Source organism: Bradyrhizobium sp. USDA 4538 (genome assembly GCF_024171045.1).
Lineage (GTDB): Bacteria > Pseudomonadota > Alphaproteobacteria > Rhizobiales > Xanthobacteraceae > Bradyrhizobium > Bradyrhizobium australafricanum.
The window spans coordinates 8244422-8265620 of record NZ_JALJZE010000001.1 but is presented as its reverse complement, the minus strand read 5'-3'; the positions used below and the strand labels follow the sequence as shown (position 1 = coordinate 8265620).

General features: G+C 65.7%; 17 protein-coding genes. 7 read left to right on the top strand and 10 right to left on the bottom strand.

The genetic code is table 11. The features are described 5' to 3' along the window. Positions 1–126 precede the first annotated feature (126 nt). The gene (locus J2R78_RS38045; RefSeq protein WP_253608840.1) at positions 127–3900 is read right to left on the bottom strand and encodes a vitamin B12-dependent ribonucleotide reductase; all 3774 of its coding nucleotides are present in this window, start codon (positions 3898–3900) and stop codon (positions 127–129) included. A gap of 807 nt (positions 3901–4707) precedes the next feature. Here J2R78_RS38045 and J2R78_RS38040 point away from each other — a divergent pair. Further along, on the top strand, positions 4708–5601 hold the full coding sequence (locus J2R78_RS38040; RefSeq protein ID WP_253608839.1) for a DMT family transporter: 894 nt from the start codon (positions 4708–4710) through the stop codon (positions 5599–5601). Between the two features lie 213 nt (positions 5602–5814). On the opposite strand, the gene J2R78_RS38035 is transcribed toward J2R78_RS38040, so the two are convergent. Continuing rightward, positions 5815–8052 (bottom strand): CHASE3 domain-containing protein, encoded by a 2238-nt coding sequence (locus tag J2R78_RS38035; protein WP_253608838.1) that lies wholly within the window; start codon positions 8050–8052, stop codon positions 5815–5817. 19 nt (positions 8053–8071) lie between these two features. Then, a complete protein-coding gene (locus tag J2R78_RS38030; protein WP_026192708.1) occupies positions 8072–8476 on the bottom strand; it encodes a response regulator in 405 nt (134 codons plus the stop codon). A gap of 180 nt (positions 8477–8656) precedes the next feature. On the opposite strand from J2R78_RS38030, the gene J2R78_RS38025 reads away from it, so the two are divergent. Continuing rightward, positions 8657–9553, top strand: a complete 897-nt coding sequence (locus J2R78_RS38025; RefSeq protein ID WP_253608837.1) for a DMT family transporter — start codon at positions 8657–8659, stop codon at positions 9551–9553. Positions 9554–9619: 66 nt separating this feature from the next. On the opposite strand, the gene J2R78_RS38020 is transcribed toward J2R78_RS38025, so the two are convergent. Beyond that, entirely contained in the window at positions 9620–10168 is a 549-nt protein-coding gene (locus J2R78_RS38020; protein ID WP_253608836.1) for a BA14K family protein, read from the bottom strand. A gap of 268 nt (positions 10169–10436) precedes the next feature. Here J2R78_RS38020 and J2R78_RS38015 point away from each other — a divergent pair, with 268 nt between their 5' ends. Continuing rightward, complete coding sequence (locus J2R78_RS38015; protein WP_057019975.1) at positions 10437–10847, top strand: NADH:ubiquinone oxidoreductase subunit NDUFA12; 411 nt, start codon at positions 10437–10439, stop codon at positions 10845–10847. A 373-nt stretch (positions 10848–11220) separates the two neighbouring features. On the opposite strand, the gene J2R78_RS38010 is transcribed toward J2R78_RS38015, so the two are convergent. Next, positions 11221–11907, bottom strand: a complete 687-nt coding sequence (locus J2R78_RS38010; protein WP_057019976.1) for a DJ-1/PfpI family protein — start codon at positions 11905–11907, stop codon at positions 11221–11223. Between the two features lie 173 nt (positions 11908–12080). Here J2R78_RS38010 and J2R78_RS38005 point away from each other — a divergent pair, with 173 nt between their 5' ends. Together J2R78_RS38005 and J2R78_RS38000 are read left to right on the top strand one after the other, a co-directional pair. Beyond that, positions 12081–13019, top strand: a complete 939-nt coding sequence (locus J2R78_RS38005; RefSeq protein ID WP_016844521.1) for a GlxA family transcriptional regulator — start codon at positions 12081–12083, stop codon at positions 13017–13019. 121 nt (positions 13020–13140) lie between these two features. Continuing rightward, entirely contained in the window at positions 13141–13359 is a 219-nt protein-coding gene (locus tag J2R78_RS38000; protein ID WP_253608835.1) for a hypothetical protein, read from the top strand. 247 nt (positions 13360–13606) lie between these two features. Here the strand turns inward: J2R78_RS38000 and J2R78_RS37995 are convergent, their stop codons facing one another. The 4 genes from J2R78_RS37995 to J2R78_RS37980 form a co-directional block, all read right to left on the bottom strand. Beyond that, complete coding sequence (locus tag J2R78_RS37995; protein ID WP_246715851.1) at positions 13607–14146, bottom strand: hypothetical protein; 540 nt, start codon at positions 14144–14146, stop codon at positions 13607–13609. Between the two features lie 9 nt (positions 14147–14155). Beyond that, entirely contained in the window at positions 14156–15379 is a 1224-nt protein-coding gene (locus J2R78_RS37990; RefSeq protein ID WP_253608834.1) for an SLC13 family permease, read from the bottom strand. Positions 15380–15543: 164 nt separating this feature from the next. Then, on the bottom strand, positions 15544–16485 hold the full coding sequence (locus J2R78_RS37985) for an alpha/beta hydrolase (RefSeq protein WP_253608833.1): 942 nt from the start codon (positions 16483–16485) through the stop codon (positions 15544–15546). Between the two features lie 111 nt (positions 16486–16596). Next, positions 16597–17376 carry an SDR family NAD(P)-dependent oxidoreductase gene (locus J2R78_RS37980; RefSeq protein WP_253608832.1) on the bottom strand — a complete coding sequence of 260 codons (780 nt, stop codon included), beginning with the start codon at positions 17374–17376 and terminating at the stop codon, positions 16597–16599. Between the two features lie 246 nt (positions 17377–17622). Here J2R78_RS37980 and J2R78_RS37975 point away from each other — a divergent pair, with 246 nt between their 5' ends. Further along, a complete protein-coding gene (locus J2R78_RS37975; protein WP_253608831.1) occupies positions 17623–18621 on the top strand; it encodes a DUF2155 domain-containing protein in 999 nt (332 codons plus the stop codon). A gap of 107 nt (positions 18622–18728) precedes the next feature. Here J2R78_RS37975 and aat read toward each other — a convergent pair whose 3' ends face one another. Then, the gene (aat, locus tag J2R78_RS37970) at positions 18729–19409 is read right to left on the bottom strand and encodes a leucyl/phenylalanyl-tRNA--protein transferase (RefSeq protein ID WP_057019982.1); all 681 of its coding nucleotides are present in this window, start codon (positions 19407–19409) and stop codon (positions 18729–18731) included. 223 nt (positions 19410–19632) lie between these two features. Between aat and J2R78_RS37965 the strand changes: the two genes are divergently transcribed. Next, on the top strand, positions 19633–21078 hold the full coding sequence (locus tag J2R78_RS37965) for a DASS family sodium-coupled anion symporter (RefSeq protein ID WP_225162515.1): 1446 nt from the start codon (positions 19633–19635) through the stop codon (positions 21076–21078). Positions 21079–21199: the final 121 nt, after the last annotated feature.

The window sequence follows — 21199 nt, the reverse complement described above, 5'->3', positions numbered from 1 at the left end:
GTTACGCGTATAAGTTGCTCATAAAGGTTATCTGGTCAAAAGAGAAGGGCGGCCCCTTCGTGCCGCCCTTCGTGGATGCCCGGGCCAAGCCCGGTCGTGAAGAAGACTATCGTCTTCTGGCTCTTCTCACGAACACCCCGTCGTGGACCCGCAAGTATCGCACTTCATGCAGGTCCCATTCCGCACCAGCGTGAAGTTGCCGCACTCCGAGCACATCTCGCCTTCGTAGCCCTTGGCCTTCGCCTCGGCGCGACGCTCGGCCTTGGACGGGGCGGCGGCGGCTGCGGTGCCGGGCTTGCTCCAGTTCAGCGCCTCGAGCTTCTCGGTCGGCGAGAGGTCGTGGCTGACTTCCTGCTTCAGGGCGACCGCGCCCTCGACGGTGTCGGAGGCGCCGCGCGAGGTTGCGCCGTGGGAGGCGAGCGCGGTGACGCGGTTGCCGGCGGGCGCGTTGTCGGCGCCCGGGCTCACCGCGGCCGAGCCGCCGCGCATGACGACGAGGTTGTCGGTGCGCGACCGGGTCAGGCCCTTCGACAGGTACTTGGTGGCCTGGTGCTGGGCGGGGGCCTCATCCGGCTCCTTGCCTTCCTCGACGCCCTTGCCGAGCGCGTCGAAGCCAGACTCGTTCGGATCGACATGGGCGAGATCGAAGCGCGCCATGTAGCTCACCGCGAGCTCGCGGAAGACATAGTCGAGGATCGAGGTCGCGTACTTGATGGAGTCGTTGCCCTGCACCGGACCCGCGGGCTCGAAGCGGGTGAAGGTGAAGGCATCGACATATTCCTCCAGCGGCACGCCGTATTGCAGGCCGAGCGACACCGCGATCGCGAAGTTGTTGATGAAGGAGCGCAGCGCCGCGCCTTCCTTGTGCATGTCGATGAAGATCTCGCCGAGCCGGCCGTCGTCATATTCGCCGGTGCGCAAGTACACCTTGTGGCCGCCGACAACCGCCTTCTGGGTGTAGCCCTTGCGGCGATCGGGCATCTTCTCGCGCTCGCGCATCACGACGATGCGCTCGACCAGCTTCTCGACGATCTTCTCCGAGACCTGGGCGGCACGCGCGGCCATCGGCTTCTCGTAGAGCGCTTCGACCGCATCGTCCTCGTCCTCGTCGTCGGCGATGAGCTGCGAGTTCAGCGGCTGCGACAGCTTCGAGCCGTCGCGGTACAGCGCGTTGGCCTTCAGCGCCAGCTTCCACGACAACAGGTAAGCGGACTTGCAGTCCTCCACCGTGGCGTCGTTCGGCATGTTGATGGTCTTGGAGATCGCGCCCGAGATGAACGGCTGCGAGGCCGCCATCATCCTTATGTGGCTCTCGACCGAGAGGTAGCGTTTTCCAATTTTACCGCAGGGGTTGGCGCAGTCGAACACGGGGTAGTGCTCGGCCTTCAAATGGGGGGCACCTTCGACCGTCATCGCGCCGCAGATGTGCACGTTGGCGGCCTCGATCTCGCGCTTGGTGAAGCCGACGGCCTGGAGCAGGTCGAAGCCGGGGGCTGCGATCGCTTCCGCGCCGATGCCGAGCTGGTCGCGGATGAAGTCTTCGCCGAAAGTCCACTTGTTGAAGGCGAACTTGATGTCGAACGCGGTCGGCAGCGCCTTTTCCACCTTGGCAACGGCTTCATCGGTGAAGCCCTTGGCCTTCAGGGTCGAGGCATTGATGCCGGGCGCATTCGACAGCGAGCCGTGGCCGACGGCGTAGGCCTCGATCTCCGCGATCTCGCTCTCGCGATAGCCGAGCGCGCGCAGCGCCGACGGTACCGCTTGGTTGATGATCTTGAAGTAGCCGCCGCCGGCGAGCTTCTTGAACTTCACCAGCGCGAAGTCGGGCTCGATGCCGGTGGTGTCGCAATCCATCACCAGGCCGATGGTGCCGGTCGGCGCCACCACGGTGGTCTGGGCGTTGCGATAGCCGTTGACCTCGCCGAGCGCCAGCGCGTCGTCCCAGGCCAGCCTGGCATGGGTGACGATGTCCTCCTGCGGGCAGGAGGCGTGATCGAGCGGCACCGGGTTGACCGAGAGCGCCTCGTAGCCGGCGGCGTTGCCGTGGGCGGCGCGGCGGTGGTTGCGGATCACGCGCAGCATGTGCGCGGCGTTCTTCTTGTAGCCCGGGAAGGTGCCGAGCTCGGCCGCCATCTCGGCCGAGGTCTTGTAGGAGATGCCGGTCATCACAGCGGTCAGCGCGCCGCACAGCGAACGGCCTTCCTTGCTGTCATAGGGCAGGCCCATGGTCATCAGCAGGCCGCCGATGTTTGCGAAGCCGAGGCCGAGCGTGCGGAATTCGTAGGACAGCTCGGCGATCGCCTTCGACGGGAACTGGGCCATCATGACGGAGATTTCGAGCACGATGGTCCAGAGCCGGCACAGGTGCTCGTAGGACTCGATGTCGAACCGCTTGGTGGTGGTGCTGTAGAACGTCAGCAGGTTGGCCGAGGCGAGGTTGCACGCCGTGTCGTCCAGGAACATGTATTCCGAGCACGGATTGGACGCGCGGATGTCGCCGGACGCCTTGCAGGTGTGCCAGTCGTTCATCGTGGTGTTGAAGTGCAGGCCCGGATCGGCGCTCGCCCAGGCGGCGTAACCGATCTTCTCCCAGAGGTCGCGGGCCTTCAGCGTTTTTGTGACTTTCTTGGTGGTGCGGCCGACCAGATTCCAGTCACCGTCCGTTTCCACCGCGCGCAGAAAATCGTCCTTCAGCGACACCGAGTTGTTGGAGTTCTGGCCGGAGACGGTGAGGTAGGCCTCGGAATCCCAATCGGTGTCGTAGGTGTCGAACGAGATATCCTTGTAGCCCTGCTTGGCGAACTGGATGACGCGCTTGATGTAGTTGTCGGGCACCAGTGCGCGGCGCGCGAGCTTGATCTCGCGGCGGAGCGCCGGGTTCTTCTCGGGATCGAAGCAGTCGTCGCCGCTGCCTTCGCAGTTGACGCAGGCCTTCATCACGGCCTTGAGGTGCTTCTGGTTGATCTTGGAGCCGGTGACGAGGGCGGCGACCTTCTGCTCCTCCTTCACCTTCCAGTCGATATAGGTCTCGATATCGGGGTGATCGGCGTCGACCACGACCATCTTGGCGGCGCGGCGCGTGGTGCCGCCCGACTTGATCGCGCCCGCGGCGCGGTCGCCGATCTTGAGGAAGCTCATCAGGCCGGAGGAGCGGCCGCCGCCGGACAGCTTCTCGCCTTCGCCGCGCAGGCTCGAGAAGTTGGAGCCGGTGCCGGAGCCATATTTGAACAGGCGCGCCTCGCGCACCCAGAGGTCCATGATGCCGCCCTCGTTGACGAGGTCGTCGCCGACGCCTTGGATGAAGCAGGCATGCGGCTGCGGATGCTCATAGGCCGACTTCGACTTGGTCAGCTTGCCGGTCTTCCAGTCGACGTAATAGTGGCCCTGGCCGGGGCCATCGACGCCGTAGGCCCAGTGCAGCCCGGTGTTGAACCACTGCGGCGAGTTCGGCGCGACCATCTGTTTTGCGAGCTGGAAGCGGAGCTCGTCGAAGAAGGCGAGGGCGTCTTCTTCCGTGGAGAAGTAGCCGCCCTTCCAGCCCCAATAGGTCCAGCAGCCGGCGAGGCGATCGAACACCTGCTTGGCCGAGGTCTCGCCGACGATGCGCTCGTTCTCCGGCAGGAGGCCAAGCGCCTCGGTGTCGGGCACCGAACGCCACAGCCACGACGGCACGGTCTCTTCCTCGACCTTCTTCAGGCGCGCGGCAACGCCCGCTTTACGGAAATACTTCTGCGCCAGCACGTCGGAGGCGACCTGCGACCAGAACTCCGGAACCTCGACGTTCTCGGCGCGGAACACGACCGAGCCGTCCGGATTGCGGATCTCTGATGTGGTCAGGCGGAAATTGATCCCGGCATAGGGAGATTGTCCGCTGGTGGTGTTGCGTCGTTCGATTCGCATGGTCGAGCCCCGTCTCTTCTTCTGCCCGGCCCCACGTTTCCCCGCAGGTGCCGGAATGTTGTCTGTTCGCGGACTCCGGGAACACGCGTCAGCACGCCTCCCGTCATCCGCAGCTCAGCCGGTGGATCCGGCCTGTTTTCTCTCATCCGCTGGGCACCGGTATGACCGGTCCTGCGGCGGCATCGTCCCGGCGCGGCGCCCGACTGGTCGGGTGCTCCGGGTCATGCATTCAACGCCCCAAACGCTTCACGCGACACGTCACGCGTACGCTTCTTGCGGGCCGGTTGCGGCCTCTGTTTCCGGGTCCTTCGCGGCCCGTTTGTCGTCCCCGACGGCGGCCCCAAAATCAGGGCAGAAAAGCCCTTCACCCGCGGCCCGAGGGCCTGGCGGAGTGGTCATTTTGGAACCCTTGTGGGAGCGACCGGCGGGGACCCAAACACACTCGCGCCGAACAGGTTGAAAGCTAGGCCATGTCCGTCACGCCCGTCAAGGACTAGTACGAGTTTCTGAATCAAACACTAAATATGGTGGAAAGAGGGGGATAACAGGGGTCGGTGCCGCGCCTGTGATCGGGCCAACTATCGGTGAGTCCTCAGGGATTCCCAAGCCAAAAAAATTCCTATCGCCTGTGGATCGGAGCTTCGCCCCGCTGTTCACAGGCGAAGTTTTTATTCGCGGTCCCGGATTGAATTTTGGGGACTCACGTAGGCCTACGGGCAAAGTACGGATCAGGCATGTCAGAGCCGTGATGGTCGGGCGACAAAATCGCGGGCAAGGTGAGGCCGACTCACATCCCCGCCGGGTTCCATGACAGTCCAGAAGCCCTCCGCGCGGCCGCGCCTTGCGCCCGCCGGCCTGATGTTCCTCGCCATCACCTCGGTGGGTTGGGGGTTCAACTGGCCGTCCACCAAGTTCCTGCTCGGCGAGCTGCCGCCGCTGACCTTGCGCGGCACCACCGGGGTGATCGGCGCCGTGCTGCTCGCGGTGCTGGCGCTGATCCGTGCCCAGAGCCTGCATGTCGAGAAACGGCTGTGGCCGCGGCTCGCGCTGTATGCGGCGCTCAACGTCACCGGCTGGATGGTGCTGATGGGGCTCGCGCTGCTCTGGCTGCCGGCGAGCGAGGCGGCGCTGATCGCCTACACCATGCCGGTATGGGCCTCGCTGCTGGCCTGGCCGGTGCTCGGCGAGCGGCCGACGCTGCTGCGGACCATCGCGCTGGTGATGGCCTTTGCAGGCCTCGCCGCGATCATGGGCGGCAGCGGCATCACCGCGAGCAGAGAGAAGCTGCCGGGAATCATCATGGCGCTCGGCGGCGCCTTCGGCTTTGCGCTCGGCACCGTGCTGGCCAAGAAGTACCCGCTGGTGATGCCGCCGATCCCGGCCGCGGCCTGGCAGATCGGCCTCGGCTGCGTGCCGATCGCGATCGTCGGCCTCTTGATCGAGACCACACATCTCGACCGCATCACGACGGTCGGCTGGTGGCTGCTGGTCTACTCGACGCTGATCCAGTTCTGCGTCGCCTATGTCGCCTGGTTCGCCGCGCTCGCCCGCCTGCCGGCCTCGGTGGCGGCGATCGGCACCATGGCGGTGCCTGTCATCGGCGTGGTGGCGTCCGCGGTCGCATTGCACGAGCCGCTGGGGCCAAGCCAGATCGTCGCGTTGCTGTTCACGCTCGCCGGCGTCGCGCTCGCGACGAGGTAGCGATGGACTCCACCTCGCCCCGCTTGCGGGGAGGGGTCGGAACGCATCGTTAGATGCGTTCCGGGTGAGGGGGAGTCTCCGCAGACGCAGCTAGCAGCGAATGCGCGGAGACGGCCCCTCACCCCAACCCTCTCCCCGCAAGAGCGGGGCGAGGGAGCAAAGCGCCGTTGTGGTTGCTACCCGACCTTATCCATCGCGCTGGTCTAGCTCACCTCACTCGCCGAGCGCCTGCTGCAGCATGCTGGCGAGCTGCGCCTTGCGGTAGGGCTTGGCCAGCAGCAGCACGCCTTCGTCGAGGCGGCCGTGATGCACGATCGCGTTCTCGGTGTAGCCCGAGGTGTAGAGCACCTTGATGCCGGGGCGGCGTTTTTGCACCTCGTCGGCGAGCTGGCGGCCGTTCATGCCGCCGGGCATGATCACGTCGGTGAACAGGAGGTCGAACTTCTCGCCCTTGTCGACCAGCGCCAGCGCGGCGCGGGCGTCGGGCACGGCGATGGTCTTGTAGCCGAGCGCGCCTAGCTGCGTGACGACGTAGTTGCGCACCAGCTGGTCGTCTTCCACCACCAGGATGACTTCGCTGCCGCGCCGCACCGGCTCCGGCGGGGGCGCCTCGACCTCGACCTGGCCGCGGGCAGGGGGCAGATAGAGCTTGATCGTGGTGCCGTGGCCTTCCTCGCTGTAGATCTTGATATGTCCGCCGGACTGCTTGACGAAGCCGTAGACCATGCTCATGCCGAGGCCGGAGCCCTTGCCGACTTCCTTGGTGGTGAAGAACGGCTCGAACACCTTGTCCTGCACCGCGTGCGACATGCCGGTGCCGGTGTCGCTGACCGCGAGCAGCACGTAGCGGCCCGGCGTGATGTCGGGATTGACAGCCGCATAGGCGTCGTCGAGCACGATGTTGCTGGTCTCGAACAGCAGCTTGCCGCCGTTCGGCATCGCGTCGCGGGCGTTGATCGCCATGTTGAGCAGCGAGTTGGCAAGCTGCGACGGATCGATATGGACGCTGGCGACATCGGGCGCCAGCACCGAATTGATCTCGATCTGCTCGCCGAGCGTCGGCCGCAGCAGCTTGGCGATGTCGACCACGGTGCCGTTGATGTCGACGGTGCGCGGCTCCAGCGGCTGGCGGCGCGCGAAGGCGAGCAGATGCTGGATCAGCTCGCGGCAGCGCTCGGCGGCGCGGTCGATCAGCTCGGCGGTTTTCGCGAGCTGCGGCTGGGCGCGCAGGCTGTCGACCAGCGTCTCAGTGGTGCCGGTGATGACCGTCAGCATGTTGTTGAAGTCGTGCGCGACGCCGCCGGTCAGCTTGCCGATGGCGTCGAGCTTCTGTGCCTGCTGCAGCTTGTGCTCGGTTTCGCGCGAGGCGGTGATGTCGTGATAGATCAGCGCCGCGCCGGTGATGGTGTCGTCGCCATCGCGCAGCGGCCGGCCCGACACCACGAGGTGAATCTCCGGCGCGCCGCGCACCGGCTTGGCGACGAATTCCAGCCCGTCGAATTCCTCGCCGCGCAGCGTCCTGGCCGACGGCATGTCGTCGGCCTGCATCGGCGTGACGCCGTCGGACTGGAACACGTTGCTCATGGCGCGCAGCTGCCGGACCGTCATGCCAGGCTTGTAGCGCAGCATCTTCTCGGCGGCCGGGTTCGACAGCAGCACGGTGCCGGCGCTGTCGATCACCAGCACCGCCTCCGCCATGGTGCGGAAGGTGGTTTCCATCACCGAGGTGGAACGGCGGAGCTCTTCGAGCGCGGCTCCGAGATCCTTGGTGCGATCGGCGACCTTGCCCTCGAGCGACAGATTGGTCGCCTTGGTCGCGCTGAGCGCGCCCTGCAGTTCGCGGCTGGCGCGCCGGGCCGTCACCGTTAGCGCGATCGCGAGCAGCAGGATCATCGCCACGCCGGCGAGATCGATCATCAGCAGCAGCCGTCCATTGGTCTTGGACTGGTCGGTGCGAATCCGGAGCAGGCGGCGCTCTTCGGTGACCAGGCGGTCGAGCGCCGCGCCGACCTTGTCGGTCAGCGCGCGGCTCTCGCCCGCGGAGACCAGCGCCGCGGCGCCGGCCGTGTCGCCCGCGCTGCGCAACCTGATCAGCTCGGCGCCGAGCGCAATGGCACGCTGGACCTCGACCCTGGTGCCCGTGATCAGCTGCGCCTCCTCGGGGGCCGACGTCACCGCCGCCATCAGATCGTCGAAGGCCGCGGTGAGGGCTGCGCTCTGCTCGCGAAACTCGTCGGCAAAGGACGCATCGCCGGTCAGCGCGAAACCGCGCGCCGCGCTCTCGACGCTGCGCGGCAGCTGACGCGCGTCCGAAATGCGCTTCAGGATGCTGAGCGTGCGGTCGACCGAATCAATCTCGCTGCGCGACTTGACGTCCAATCCGATCGACGCCGCGCTGATGACGAGGAGGATCGCAAGGCCGCTGCCGAGAATGAGACGCTGGGAAGCCATCGACGATTAGTACGAGCAATTATTTCGAAAGACGAGCGGAAGGTGCATACTTCGCAAGACATTCGTTAACGGCGGCAATCAGCGCCTGCGGGGTGAACGGCTTGCGCAGGCAGGCGGACGCGCCGAGCTCGATCGTCATCCGCAGGAAGTCCGGCGCGCGATCGGCATTGGCGAAGGCATAGCCGGACATCGCGATGACGGGAATATCGGGGGCACGCTCGTGGAAGACGCGGATCGCCTCGAACCCGCGCATATGCGGCATGAAGACGTCGACCAGCATGACATCGAAGGTGGCCTGCTCCAGCGCGCGCATGCCGGCTTCGCCGCCATCGGCGACGGTGACCTCGAAGCCCTGGCGTTGCAGACACACCTCGATGGCAACGCACACCATCGGGTCGTCATCAACCACGAGAACGCTCGGCACGATGCATCCTCTTTCTAACGGCCTCGCGTGCCGGCGACTCGCTTGGCCTGTTCGTCAATTAAGGCGGAACCTGGACGGAAAGTCTGTATCATAGAATGCATATGCTGTTTGCTGACAAGCAGATTTCCAGCTAGCCGTGACACATCACCTGTATTTGTCCATCCCCTTTACGACAGGTCCATGACTGCAGTTCCCGTCGCCGGCCGCGCCCCGCTGTCACCGCTTGGCCTCGCATTCCTGGTCGTTGCCTCGATCGGCTGGGGACTCAACTTCCCGATCATGAAGTTCCTGCTCACGGAGTGGCCGCCGCTGTCCGCGCGCGGGCTGTGCGGCGTGGTCGGCGCGGTTGCGCTCGGTCTGGTCGCGCTGATGCGGGGACAGACGCTGCGCGTGCCCGACGGCATGTGGTTGCGGCTTGCTTTGGTGTCGACACTGTCGATCGGCGGCTGGGTCGCGTCCATGGGCCTCGCGCTGATCTGGCTGCGGGCCAGCGAGGCGGCTGTGCTCGGGATATCGATTCCGGTGTGGGTCGCGCTGGTGGCCTGGCCGGTGCTCGGCGAGCGCGTGTCGCTGCCGCGTGCGCTTGCGCTTGCGGTGGCGCTCGCCGGGATCGCGGCGCTGATCGGCGGCGGCGGCATCGACACAAGCCTCGGCAAGCTGCCGGGGATTCTGTTCGCGCTCGCCGGCGCGCTCTGTGTCGGGCTCGGCACGGTGATGACCAAATCGTTCAAGCTCGCGATGCCGCCGCTGTCGCTCGCGGCCTGGCAGCTTGCGATCGGCTGCGTGCCGATCGCGATCATCGGCATCATGATCGAGCAGCCGCAGCTCGCCGCGCTGTCGCAGTTCGGCTGGGCGTCGATGATCTACATGACGCTGATCCAGTTCTGCCTTTGCTATGTCTGCTGGTTTGCGGCGCTCGAGCGATTGCCGGCGGCGACCGCGTCGATCGGCACGCTGCTGGTCCCCGTCGTCGGCGTGCTCGCGGCAGCGGCGATGCTGCGCGAGCCGCTCAACGCGAGCGATATCGCAGCGCTCGTGGTGACGTTCGCGGCCGTCGCGGTCGCCTTGCGCACATAAGACTTGCGTACATCAAAAAGGGCGGCGCTGGCGCCGCCCTTTTGCAATCAAGAATTCAGGCCTTCATTACGGGCAGGGATGCCGCCGGCCGTCGTAGCCGAGATAGGTGCCCGAGGCCGGATCGTAAGACCTGTAGCGCTGCGCGCAGTAGCTGGCGCCGCCGCCACTCGGCACCTCCACGGCGACAGACGGTTCATCGTAATAGCCGTAGCTGTCGTCATAATAGCCGGGGCCGTAGCCATAGCCGGAGCCGTAATACGCGCCCGAGGCGAGCGCGCCGCCGACGACCGCACCGGCCACCGCGCCGGGCCAGAACCCGCCGCCACGATGGTACCCGCCGTGCCAGCCGCCACCGCCGCGCCAACCGCCGCCGCCACCACCGGCCCAGTGACCGCCGCCACCGCCGCCGTGCCAGCCGCCGCCTCCGCCGCCCATGCCACCTCCGCGGCCGCCGCCGCCAAAGCCACCACCGCCGCCACCACCAACGTGGCCACCGCCGCCGCCCATCGCACCCATCTGTGCGGCAGACTGGGCGAACGAAACGGTCGGCGCCACAGCCAACGGCAGCGCAAGCGCCAGAGCCGCGGCGGTGCTCAGAACCTTCATATTGATCATTTTGGACTCCATCAAAACGGTGAATGTCTAACCATCTCTGTGGTCGGACGTTCCCGTGCTCCACATTGATTGTGGGTCATCTTCGCGTAGCCGGCGGCTCATGTATGGCAGCTGAACAAAACTCCTCGTGAGCGCGTCATTTGGTCGCCAACTGGGTGCATAAACCGGGGGCTGTCCGAGGGGTGCGGGGCTACCTTGGCGGCGGCTGGACATTTGGGGAATGAGGTGGCATCAGAGCCCATAGCATCGAACCGACGACCGGCCACGCATGAAACAATTCCTGCTGAAATTCTTCACCTGGTGGAATGGCCAGACCTTTGGCACGCAATTGTGGACCTCGCGATTCGGCGAACTGGTCGGCGAGGACGAGCAGGGCAACCGCTATTACCGCACCAAGGGCGGTGAGATCGACCCGACGCTGCATTTCGAGCGCCGCTGGGTGGTCTACAACGGCTACGCCGAAGCCTCCCGCATTCCGGCCGGCTGGCACGGCTGGCTGCATCACACGGTTGATGTGCCGCCGACCGAGGAGAGCTACCAGGCGCGCGAATGGGAGAAGCCGCATCTGCCGAACCTGACCGGCACCGCGCAGGCTTACCGCCCGTCCGGCTCGACGCTGGCGAGCGGCCGCCGCCCCAAGGCGACCGGCGACTATCACGCCTGGACGCCGGGAAGCTGACTTTCACGCATTGTTGTTCTGACGTGCACGTGCGTAACGACGCGCGTGCATCGCACACGCGCCCGGCAGCGCAAGCGCGCGCCTGTGAACAACGGTAACAGCGGGGACAGATGGGCCGCAGCCGATGCTGCCCGCTTGCGCCGGGCGCGGGTTCGCGGCTCAATAGGGCCATCTTACGGAGATGGGAAACCATCGCGTCGGATCGGGCTTCAGATCGCGACTGTCCCGATGTGCAGCGGCCTCCGAGTTGGATGCGGCCGGGAGATAGGCCCCCGGTACAGACGTCCTGAAATCGCCCGCAAATGTGAGGCTACCGTAAGACAGGAAGGGCCGCTCGGGAAACCGGGCGGCCTTTTTCTTTGCGGCGATCAGGTCAGGACAGCCGTGCCGCGGCACGGCCCATCAAGTCGGCGCGGCGCGCCTGCGACGGCGCGATCCGCTCTTTCATGAAAGCGAGGATCTCGGCCGGTGCGGTCTCCGGCGAGCCCGCGTTGAACGGCGGGGCCGGGTTGTATTCGAGCCTGAGCTGGATCGCTTCCGCGGTCTTGCGGTCGACGAGCTCCGACACCAGCGTCAGCGCGAAGTCGATGCCCGCGGTGACGCCGCCGCCGGTGAAGCGGTTGCGGTCGACGCAGACGCGCGTCCTGGTCGGAATGGCCCCGAAGCCCGACAGGAAATCAATCGAGCTCCAATGCGTGGTGGCGCGATAGCCCTTGAGCAGGCCGGCCGCGCCGAGCACCAGCGATCCCGTGCAGACCGACGTGACGTATTTCGCACCCTCGGCCTGCTTGCGCAGGAAGGCCAGCATCTCCTCGTCGCCGACCATGTCGTCGGTGCCGAAGCCGCCGGGCACGCAGATCACGTCGAGCTGCGGGCAATCGGCAAAGGTCGTGGTCGGCGTCAGGACCATGACGGAATCAGTCGGAACGGGTTCGATGCGCTTCCAGATCAAATGGACCTTGGCGCCGGGGACCGAGGAGAACACCTGCAGCGGACCGGTCAGGTCGAGCTGGGTCACCTTCGGGAAGACGAGCAATCCAATCTGCAGGGGTTCGGTCATCGGGGGCTCCAAATAGCGCTTGACGGAACCACGATGTCATGATGGCCTCTCGTCCAAAATGGCGTATTTCCCTCATTTTCGGACGCAAGGCTCCTGAGACGAGACTCCCGAGAGACGCAAGGCTCCTGAGAGAGGATCGCCAAGAAAGTAACGTCACCTGCGAGGATTTGGCGATGATCGGCATCCTGATCTTTCCCGACTTCCAGCTGCTCGACGCGGCCGGGCCGATCGCGGCCTTCGAGATCGCGGCGCGCTTCGCCAACAACGCGCCGGCGATCAGGACGCTTGCGGTGAAGGCAGGACCGGTGCGCTCTTCGTCCGGTGTCGAGATGCTCGCGCGCGGCCTCAAGCCAGCGACGGCGATCACCACGCTGATCATTGCGGGCGGCAACGGCGTGCGCACGCCGGCGACCTGTCCAGCCACGCTGTCATTCGTGCGGCGGATGGCCGGCCGTGGCATTCGCGTCGCCAGCGTCTGCTCGGGCGCCTATGTGCTGGCCGAGGCGGGCCTGCTCGACGGCCGCCGCGCCACCACGCATTGGCAGCGCACGCCGCATTTCGTGAAGACTTATCCGAAGATCAAGCTCGAGCCGGACCAGATCTTCGTGCGTGACGGCAATATCTGGAGCTCGGCCGGCATCACCGCCGGCATCGACCTCGCGCTCGCGATGATCACCGAGGACTATGGCGACGAGGTCGCGCAGAACACCGCGCGGCAACTCGTGCTGTATCATCGGCGCAGCGGCGGGCAGTCGCAGTTTTCCTCGCTGCTGGAATTGAAGACGCCGAACGGCCGGTTCGGGCCGCTGCTCGCCTGGGCACGCGAGCATCTCGATGCGCCGCTGACGGTCGAGGACCTCGCCGACAAGGCCGGGATGAGTTCGCGGCATTTCACCCGCGCCTTCATCGCGGAGACCGGCACGACGCCATCGAAAGCGGTCGAGCGGCTCAGGATCGAAGTCGCGCGGCAGCGCGTGCAGTCGTCGGGCGAGGCGATCGAGCGCGTCGCCGAGATCACCGGCTTCCGCGATCCCGAGCGGATGCGCCGCGCCTTCATCCGCGCCTTCGGCCAGCCGCCGCAATCGCTGCGGCGTGCGGCGCGGGCCGGGTAGGCCCGTTTGGGACAAGCTCGTTGTCCGATTTCACCCGATCCATGTCGGCTTTGCAGTGATGAACCTGACGAGGGTTCCCGTGACCCACGTTAAGTGGCATTGGGGACCCGAGGAGGTTCTAATGACAAAGCATCGAACGATTACCGGGTTCGTGGCTGTCGCCCTGCTGGCTGTCACCGCGACCGCCGCGACCATCAAGTCGCACGCGCCCCGGACCGACGGCATTGCCGTCGCCGGCACGGACGCGCTCCCGGCCAAGGATTTCAGCGATCGCTGGTCCGCGATATCCGATTTGCCTCCGGCAACGGACATGACCGGGCGTGCAACTGACGCACGTTAAGGGCATGGACGGAGGTCCGGCCGGTTCGAGGACGCAGCCCGTGCAGAGATCACTCGTCTCGCAACAAAAAATGCCCCGCCGAAGCGGGGCAAGATGTTGAACGACTTAGTCTTGAGCGACTTGGTCTTGAATAGAACTAACGGTTCCACCGCGCCGGAATAGCGCAGTCATTCACCAATACAGGATCAGCCCACGATCGCAGAGATCCACGGATGCTCTGATCACGAACCGTGCTTCAACCGAAAGATCACTGGCCCAATGTATCGGTTGCGATCTTCTTCTTGAGTGCTTCGCAGGTATCCCTGACCTCCGCGGTCATCAACGAGACGGCTTCGATCTGCAGGAAGAAACGCTTGCCCTGATCGCGGTAACCGGCAGCGAACTCCTTGATCTCGGCGATCATGTCATGAACGCCTGCGACCATGACCTCGCAGTTCTTCGCGGCCAATTGCAGTTCCGATCCAAGGGCCTCGATCTCTTTCACCGCCGCTTCATATTCGCGCACGACCGCCTCGGCCGACAGCTTGCCCACCTCGTTGACGCCGTTGCGATGCTCGACATAGTCCGGCATCGGTGAGAGGGGCCGGATGTTGCTGCGTGGTCGATGCGAAGTCACCGTGTTGATTTCGTCCTCCATCTGCTCCGACGGAGCGCGGGCGAGGACTTCTGCACTAACACTCATGCGAACTCTCCATAACTTGTTACGGCGAATGGAGTTTAGCAATGTCAACGGAATTGTCTCGATTTTCCACAGTTTTGAGGTAAGCGCAATTGTGCGCTGCAGCATTGTGTTGCGTCAATGTGGCGCGTCGGGATGCCAGCCAAGCAGTGCGAGCATCACAAAGAAGCCGACGACATAGGCCGCCATGATCGGCCAGCCCTGGGTGATCCAGCGGACCACCGATTTGGCTTCCGGGTACATGTTGGACACCGCAACGCCCGCCGACGAGCCGAACCAGACCATCGACCCGCCAAATCCGACCGCGTAGGCGAGGAAGCCCCAGTCATAGCCGCCTTGCTTCAGCGCCAGCGCGGTCAGGGGAATATTGTCGAACACCGCCGAGACGAAGCCGAGCCCGAGCGCGGTCTGCCACGATGCGGCGGGCAATTTCTCCACCGGCATCATCGAGGCCGCCGTCACCAGCGCGAGCAGGAAGACGGCGCCCTTCAGCGTCTCGGGCATCACCGACCAGTCCGGCCGCCGCAGCACCGAGGTGACCAGGATCGCGGCCCAGACCGCGAGCCCGAGCACGGGCAGCGTATCGAGCAGCGCGGGGAACTTCAGATTGGCCGTCACATTGGCCGTCAGCGCGGCGAGCAGGATCACGGCCACGATCGCAACCCGCGCCCAGTCGATTCTGAGGCCGGACGGTGCATCCTTCACGATCGGCGAAAAGCGGTGCTGTTGCAGCGAGGCCGGCACCGCAAACACCAGCATCGCGACGATGGCTGCGACATATGCCTCCACGACCGTGAGCGGGCTGATGCCGTCGATCCACATCATCGTCGTCGTGGTGTCGCCGACGACGCTGCCGGCGCCGCCGGCATTCGATGCGGCGACGATGGCCGCGAGATAGCCGATATGGACGCGGCCACGGAACACGTGGCGGGCCACGGTGCCGCCGATCAGCGCGGCCGCGATATTGTCGAGGAAGCCCGACAGCACGAACACGATGACCAGCAGGATCAGTCCGCCCTTCCAGTCATCGGGCAGCAGCGCCGGCATCTCGTCGGGAATGCGGCTCTCCTCGAAATGGCGCGACAGCAGCGCAAAGCCCATCAGGAGCAGAAACAGGTTGGCGAGCGTGACCCACTCATGCTCCATGTGATGCGCGAGACCGGGCAGGCCCGCGCCGAATTTCGCAAAGCCCGCGAACAGCAGCTTGTAGGCGACGATCGCGGCAAGGCCCGTCAGCGCCACCGCGAGCGTGTGGTGATGGAAGATCGCGACGCCGAGCAGCGTCAGCGCGAACAGGATGAAATCGAGCGGGATACCGTAGACGAGGAGTGGCGTGAGCAAGACGATCTCGATGGCTGGAGTGCCCGGCGGCGTGAAGCGCTGACGGCGGCACTATCGCGCGGCGTGGGGAACTTCAAGGCGCACTAACGCCGCAAGAGGCTCGCGATGCGCTCGCGAGCCCCGATCGGGAACGACGCCAGCCACGTCGCCGCGGGTCCGATTGCTCAGCCCAGCGTCTTCAGCCAGGCGCTGATCTCGGTCACCGCGATATTGGCCTGATTGAGCAGCTTGCCCATGGTGAAGAAGCCGTGGAACTGGCCGGGGAAATGCCGATAGGTCACCGGCACGCCGGCGTCCTTGAGGAATTTCGCATACTCGTCGCCTTCGTCGCGGAGCGGATCGGCGCCGGCGGTCAGCACATAGGCCGGCGGCAAGCCGGCAAAGTCCTTCGCGCGCGCCGGCGAGGCACGCCAGTCGTTGTTGTCGGCGTCACCGAGATAATGGTTGGCGAACCAGCCGATCACCGAATGCGTCAGGAGGATGCTGGTCTCGGGCTCGCGATGCGAGGGATGCTTCCGCGAGAAATCGGTCGCGGGATAGATCAGCAGCTGGGCCGCGAGCTTCGGCCCGCCGTCGCGGGCGGTCAGGGCAACCACCGCCGCGAGGTTGCCGCCGGCGCTGTCGCCGCCGACGATCAGGCGCGCGGCGTCGATGCCGAGATCCCTGGCATTGGCGGCGACCCATCGGGTCGCGGTGATGGCGTCATCGACCGCGGCAGGGAAACGATGCTCGGGCGCGAGCCGATAATCGATCGAGATCACGATCAGCTCGCCCTCATGGGCAAGCTTCTGGCAAACCACCTCATGGGTATCGAGGTCGCCGATCACCCAGCCGCCGCCGTGGAAGAACACCAGGCAGGGCGCGAGCCCGTCTTTCTTGCGCAGCGTGTTCGGCGTGTAGATGCGGGCAGGGATCGTGCCGTGCGGCGCCGGGATCGCGAGCGGCTTGCTCGATTGCAGCGCGGGCGGCTCGGGATTGGAGACGACGCGGGCGGCTCGGTAATAGTCGCGCGCTTCCGGCGCGGTCAGCGTCTCGTAGGCGGGACGGCCGGCCTCCTGGAACGCCTTGTAGACGGCAGCGGCATCGGGATCGAGAACGACGGGCATTGGGGGGACCTTCTTTTGGTGATGTCATTCCGGGGCGATGCGAAGCATCGAACCCGGAATCTCGAGATTCCGGGTCTGGTGCTTGCGCACCATCCCGGAATGACGGTCGTGTCAGGCGGCGGTGCGGCCGCCGTCGACGGTGTAGGCGGAGCCGGAGACGTAGCTCGCCTCGTCGGAGGCAAGGAAAGCGACAATGGAGGCGACCTCGCTTGCGAGGCCGAGCCGGCGCGCCGGGATGCGGTCGACGATCTTCTCGATCGGCGGCGGCGCGTTGCCGCCGGAGCGGCCCTGCAGGATCGTGCTCAGCATCCGGCTCTCGATCATGCCGGGGCAGACGCAATTGACCCGCACGCCGGTGCCGGTGCATTCCCAGGCCGCGCTCTTGGTCAGCCCGATTACCGCGTGCTTGCTCGCGCTGTAGACCGCGATCATCGGCGATCCCACAAGGCCGGCGATCGAGGCGGTGTTGATGATGCTGCCCTTGTTCTGCTTCAGCATGACCGGCAGCACATGCTTCATGCCGAGGAAGACGCCGACCACATTGACGTCGAGCACCCGGCGAAAGCTCTCCAGCGAATATTCGGGGATCGGCCTGATGTCGCCCTCGACGCCGGCGTTGTTGTAGAAGGCATCGATGGTGCCGAAGCGGTCGACGGCGGCGCGGACATAGTCCTTGACCTCGTTCTCGTCGGTGACGTCGGCTTCGATTGCGAGGGCCTCGGCCGAGGCCGGCAGGTCCTTGATGGCGGCTTTGAGATCGGCGCCCTTGCGGTCGACTGCGACAATCCGCGCACCCCGTTCGGCGAGCAGCTGGAGCGAGGCGGTTCCGATGACGCCGGCAGCCCCGGTGACGACGGCGACGCGGCCGTCGAGCCTGATGCGATCGGGCATGGTGGGTTTCCTCTGGCTGGTCCGGTTCGATCCGGATTTTCCTGGTTTTCACGCGCGGCGGCGTGCCTTCAGCGTGAGGACTATCACACGTGTTCCCAGGAGTGACCAGAGGCTGCCCAGTGGACCGGGGAGAGGTGGCCGGGTGCCCTTTCCCCGCCGTATTCGGCGTGTTAACCGGTGGCCTGCGAGCGGCCGATATCAAGGTAGACTGTCGCGAGCCCGATTCGCCCTTTAAAGCCGCGCGAGATGCTTCGAACCGTTGCCCTGACTGGCTTTGCGGCCCTGGTTGCCGCCTCAACCATCTCGCTTGCGCCGCCCGCGCGCGCGCAGATCGGAACGATTTTCTCCGATCCCGCGCCGCGTCCGCCCGGCTCGATCCCGCGTGGTCAGCCGGCTCCTCCCAGCGACGACGACGAGGAAGTGCCGGAATTGCCGCGCGGCCGTCTGCTGCCGACACAGCCGCGGGCGCTGCCGCCAGGCCAGGCGGTGCCGCCGCCCGGCAGCGTGCAGTCGCAGCCGCTGGCGCCGCCGCCGGGCTCGACGGTGGCTCCGCAGGGCACCCAGCCCGGTGTCGCAGTGCAGCCGCCGCAACCCGGCGGTCCCGCCGTCGCCAATACGCCGCCCGGCGCCAACCCGCTGCCGCCGGGGCAGCGTCCCAAGGGCACGCCCCCAGGCACCCCGCCGCAGACGCCTGCCACGTTGCAGCCGGGCGACGAGGTCGTGCAGGAGCCGCCGTCGACCAAGATCACCAACAAGAAGGCGAGCTTCTCCGGTCTCGACAAGATCACCGGGCGCATCATCAATTTCGACGAGGATATCGGCGAGACCGTGCAGTTCGGCGCGCTGCGGGTGAAGACCGATGCCTGTTACACGAGGCCATCGACGGAAGCCGCCAACACCGATGCCTTTGTCGAGGTCGACGAGATCACGCTGCAGGGCGAGGTGAAGCGGATCTTCTCGGGCTGGATGTTCGCGGCGAGCCCCGGCCTGCACGGCGTCGAGCATCCGATCTACGACATCTGGCTGACCGACTGCAAAGGGCCGGACCAGACCATCGTGACCGCCGCGCCCGATCCGCCGAAGGCGCCGACGCCTCCGCCGCCGCCGGCCCAGAAGCGCGCGCCGCCGAAGCAGGCCGCGCCGCGTCCGCCGCCGCAGCCGCAATACCAGCAGCAGCCGCCACCTCCCCCGCCCCAACAACAGCAGCGGCCGGGCGGGTTGTTCGGCGGATTGTTTGGGAACTAGCAAGCACGGCGTAGCCCGGATGAAGCGCAGCGAAATCCGGGTTTCTCTCCGCGGACAGACTTGTCCCGGATTGCGCTTCGCTTCATCCGGGCTACGCGATCAACCGTTCAATTGCGTTCGGCGATGATTGCCAGCGCGTCGGCACCTTTGACCGGCTGGGTGGCGTCGAGCCTGCGGAAATCCGCCGGCGCGCCCGTGATCGCCTTGTCGAGCAGCGTGCGATAGCGGCGCCGCGAGATCTCGATCGCGCCGAACGTCCTCAGGTGCTCCGTCACATATTGCGTGTCGAGCAGTTCGAACCCGCCCGCGATCAGCCGCGCCACCAGATGCACCAGCGCGACCTTCGATGCGTCGCGCGTGGTGTGAAACATGCTTTCGCCGAAGAAGGCGCGGCCGAGGCTGACGCCGTAGAGCCCGCCGACCAGATTGTCGTCCTGCCAGACCTCGACGCTGTGGCAATGGCCCGACGCGTACAGCCCGACATAGAGATCGCGGATGCGCCTGTTGATCCAGGTGTCGTCGCGGCCGGGCTGCGGCGCCGCGCAACCGGCGATCACGGCCTTGAACGCGGTATCGACGGTGACCGTGAAGGCATCGGAGCGCACGGTGCGCGCCAGGCGGGAGGCGACACGGAAGCCGTCGAACGGAATCACGCCGCGCAATTCCGGCTCGACCCAGAACAGGGTCGGATCGTCGGCGCTCTCCGCCATCGGGAAGATGCCGCAGGCATAGGCGCGCAGCAGCACCTCGGGCGTGATCTCGGAGGAGGCGGAGTCGCGTGACGTCATACCGCCAAGGATAGCAAAGCGCGGGCGGTCTTGCGATGGGGGCTGCCACCGGGACGCTACGTGTTGACGAAACGCGCTGGTTCCTCCACAAGCCGCGCCGTTCCGCAGCAGTTTCCCGAGACGGACTGCGCGGTCGTGCTAGATTGCAACAAAAAGATGGCGGCGCTGCCGGGACACGGCGGCTTGCGCGCCCGACAATCGACACAGGTGAGGGGGACGCTGCATGAAATGGTCATGGCGGACGTTTGCGCCGTTGCTGGTTTGGCTTGTGATCTATCTGGTCCCGGTGCCTTCGGGGCTGAACGCCAATCAGTGGCACTATTTCGCGGTGTTCGCCGCCGTGATCACCGGGCTGATCCTTGAATCGATGCCGGTCGGCGCGGTCGGTCTGATCGGCCTGACGGTCGCCGGCATCGGCGGCTATGTCGAGCACGACCCGAACAAATCGCTGCGCTGGATGCTCGGCGGCTTTTCCGAGAGCACGGTGTGGCTGATCGTCGGCGCCTTCGTGTTCTCGATCGGCTATCGCAAGAGCGGGCTCGGCCGCCGGCTGGCGCTGCTCTTGGTGCGCGGCCTCGGCCGCCGCACCATCGGGCTCGGCTATGCGGTGGCGTTCTCCGATCTCGTGCTGGCGCCGGCGACGCCCTCAAACACCGCGCGCTCCGGCGGCACCATCTATCCGATCGTCAGCAACATCCCGCGCATCTACGGCTCCGAGCCCGGCCCGACCGCGGGCAAGATCGGCACCTTCGTGATGTGGACCGCGTTCGCGACCACGGCCGTCACCAGCTCGCTGTTCCTGACCGCACTGGCGCCGAACGCCGCCGCGCTCTCGATCGCCAAGAAGCTCGTCAACATCGAGGTCGGCTGGTCGCAATGGTTCATCGGCTTCGCGCCGCTCGGGATCCTCTTGCTGCTGCTGGTGCCGCTGCTCAGCTATCTGGTCTGCCGGCCCGAGATCAAGGAGAGCCCCGAGATCGTGACCTGGAGCGAGGGCGAGCTCGCCAAGATGGGGCCGCCGTCGCGGCACGAATGGATCATGGCGGTGCTGGTGGTGCTCGCGATGTTCCTGTGGATCTGCGGCTCCAACCCCAACATCAGCGTGCCGCTGCTCGGCTCGAATTTCATCAACGCGACCACGGTCGTGTTCGTCGTGATCTCGCTGATGCTGCTGACCGGCGTGATCGCGTTCGAGGACATCGTCGCGGAGAAGAGTGCGTGGGAGGTATTTTTCTATTTCACCTCGCTGCTCACGCTGTCGTCCGGCCTCAACGAGATCGGCTTCATCAAATGGGTGGCCGAGGGTTATGCCAAGCCGCTTTCCGGCACGTCGCCGATGGTCGGGATGATCCTGCTCGTCACCTTCTTCTTCTGGATCCACTATTTCTTCTCGAGCATCACCTCGCATACCGCCGCGGTGCTGCCGGTGGTGCTCGCCGTCGGCTCCAGCATTCCCGGCCTGTCGGTGCAGACCCTGATGCTGCTCTGCGTGTATTCGCTGGGCCTGATGGGCGTGATCTCGCCCTATGCCACGGGACCGGCGCCGATGTATTACGGCAGCGGCTATATCGGCAAAGGCGACTTCTGGAAATTCGGGCTGATCTTCGGCCTGATCTACTTTGCCGGATTGTTGCTGATCGTGTTGCCTTGGTTACAAATGATCGGGTAAAATAGCCACAATCCAGCGAGAAACAGCGGCCGACCGGGAAGAGCCGCTATCCTTTACAATTCTTAACGCGCTTTGTCCGGCAGAAGCCTTCAAAATGCTTCGTCGGATGTGGCGCGCGCGG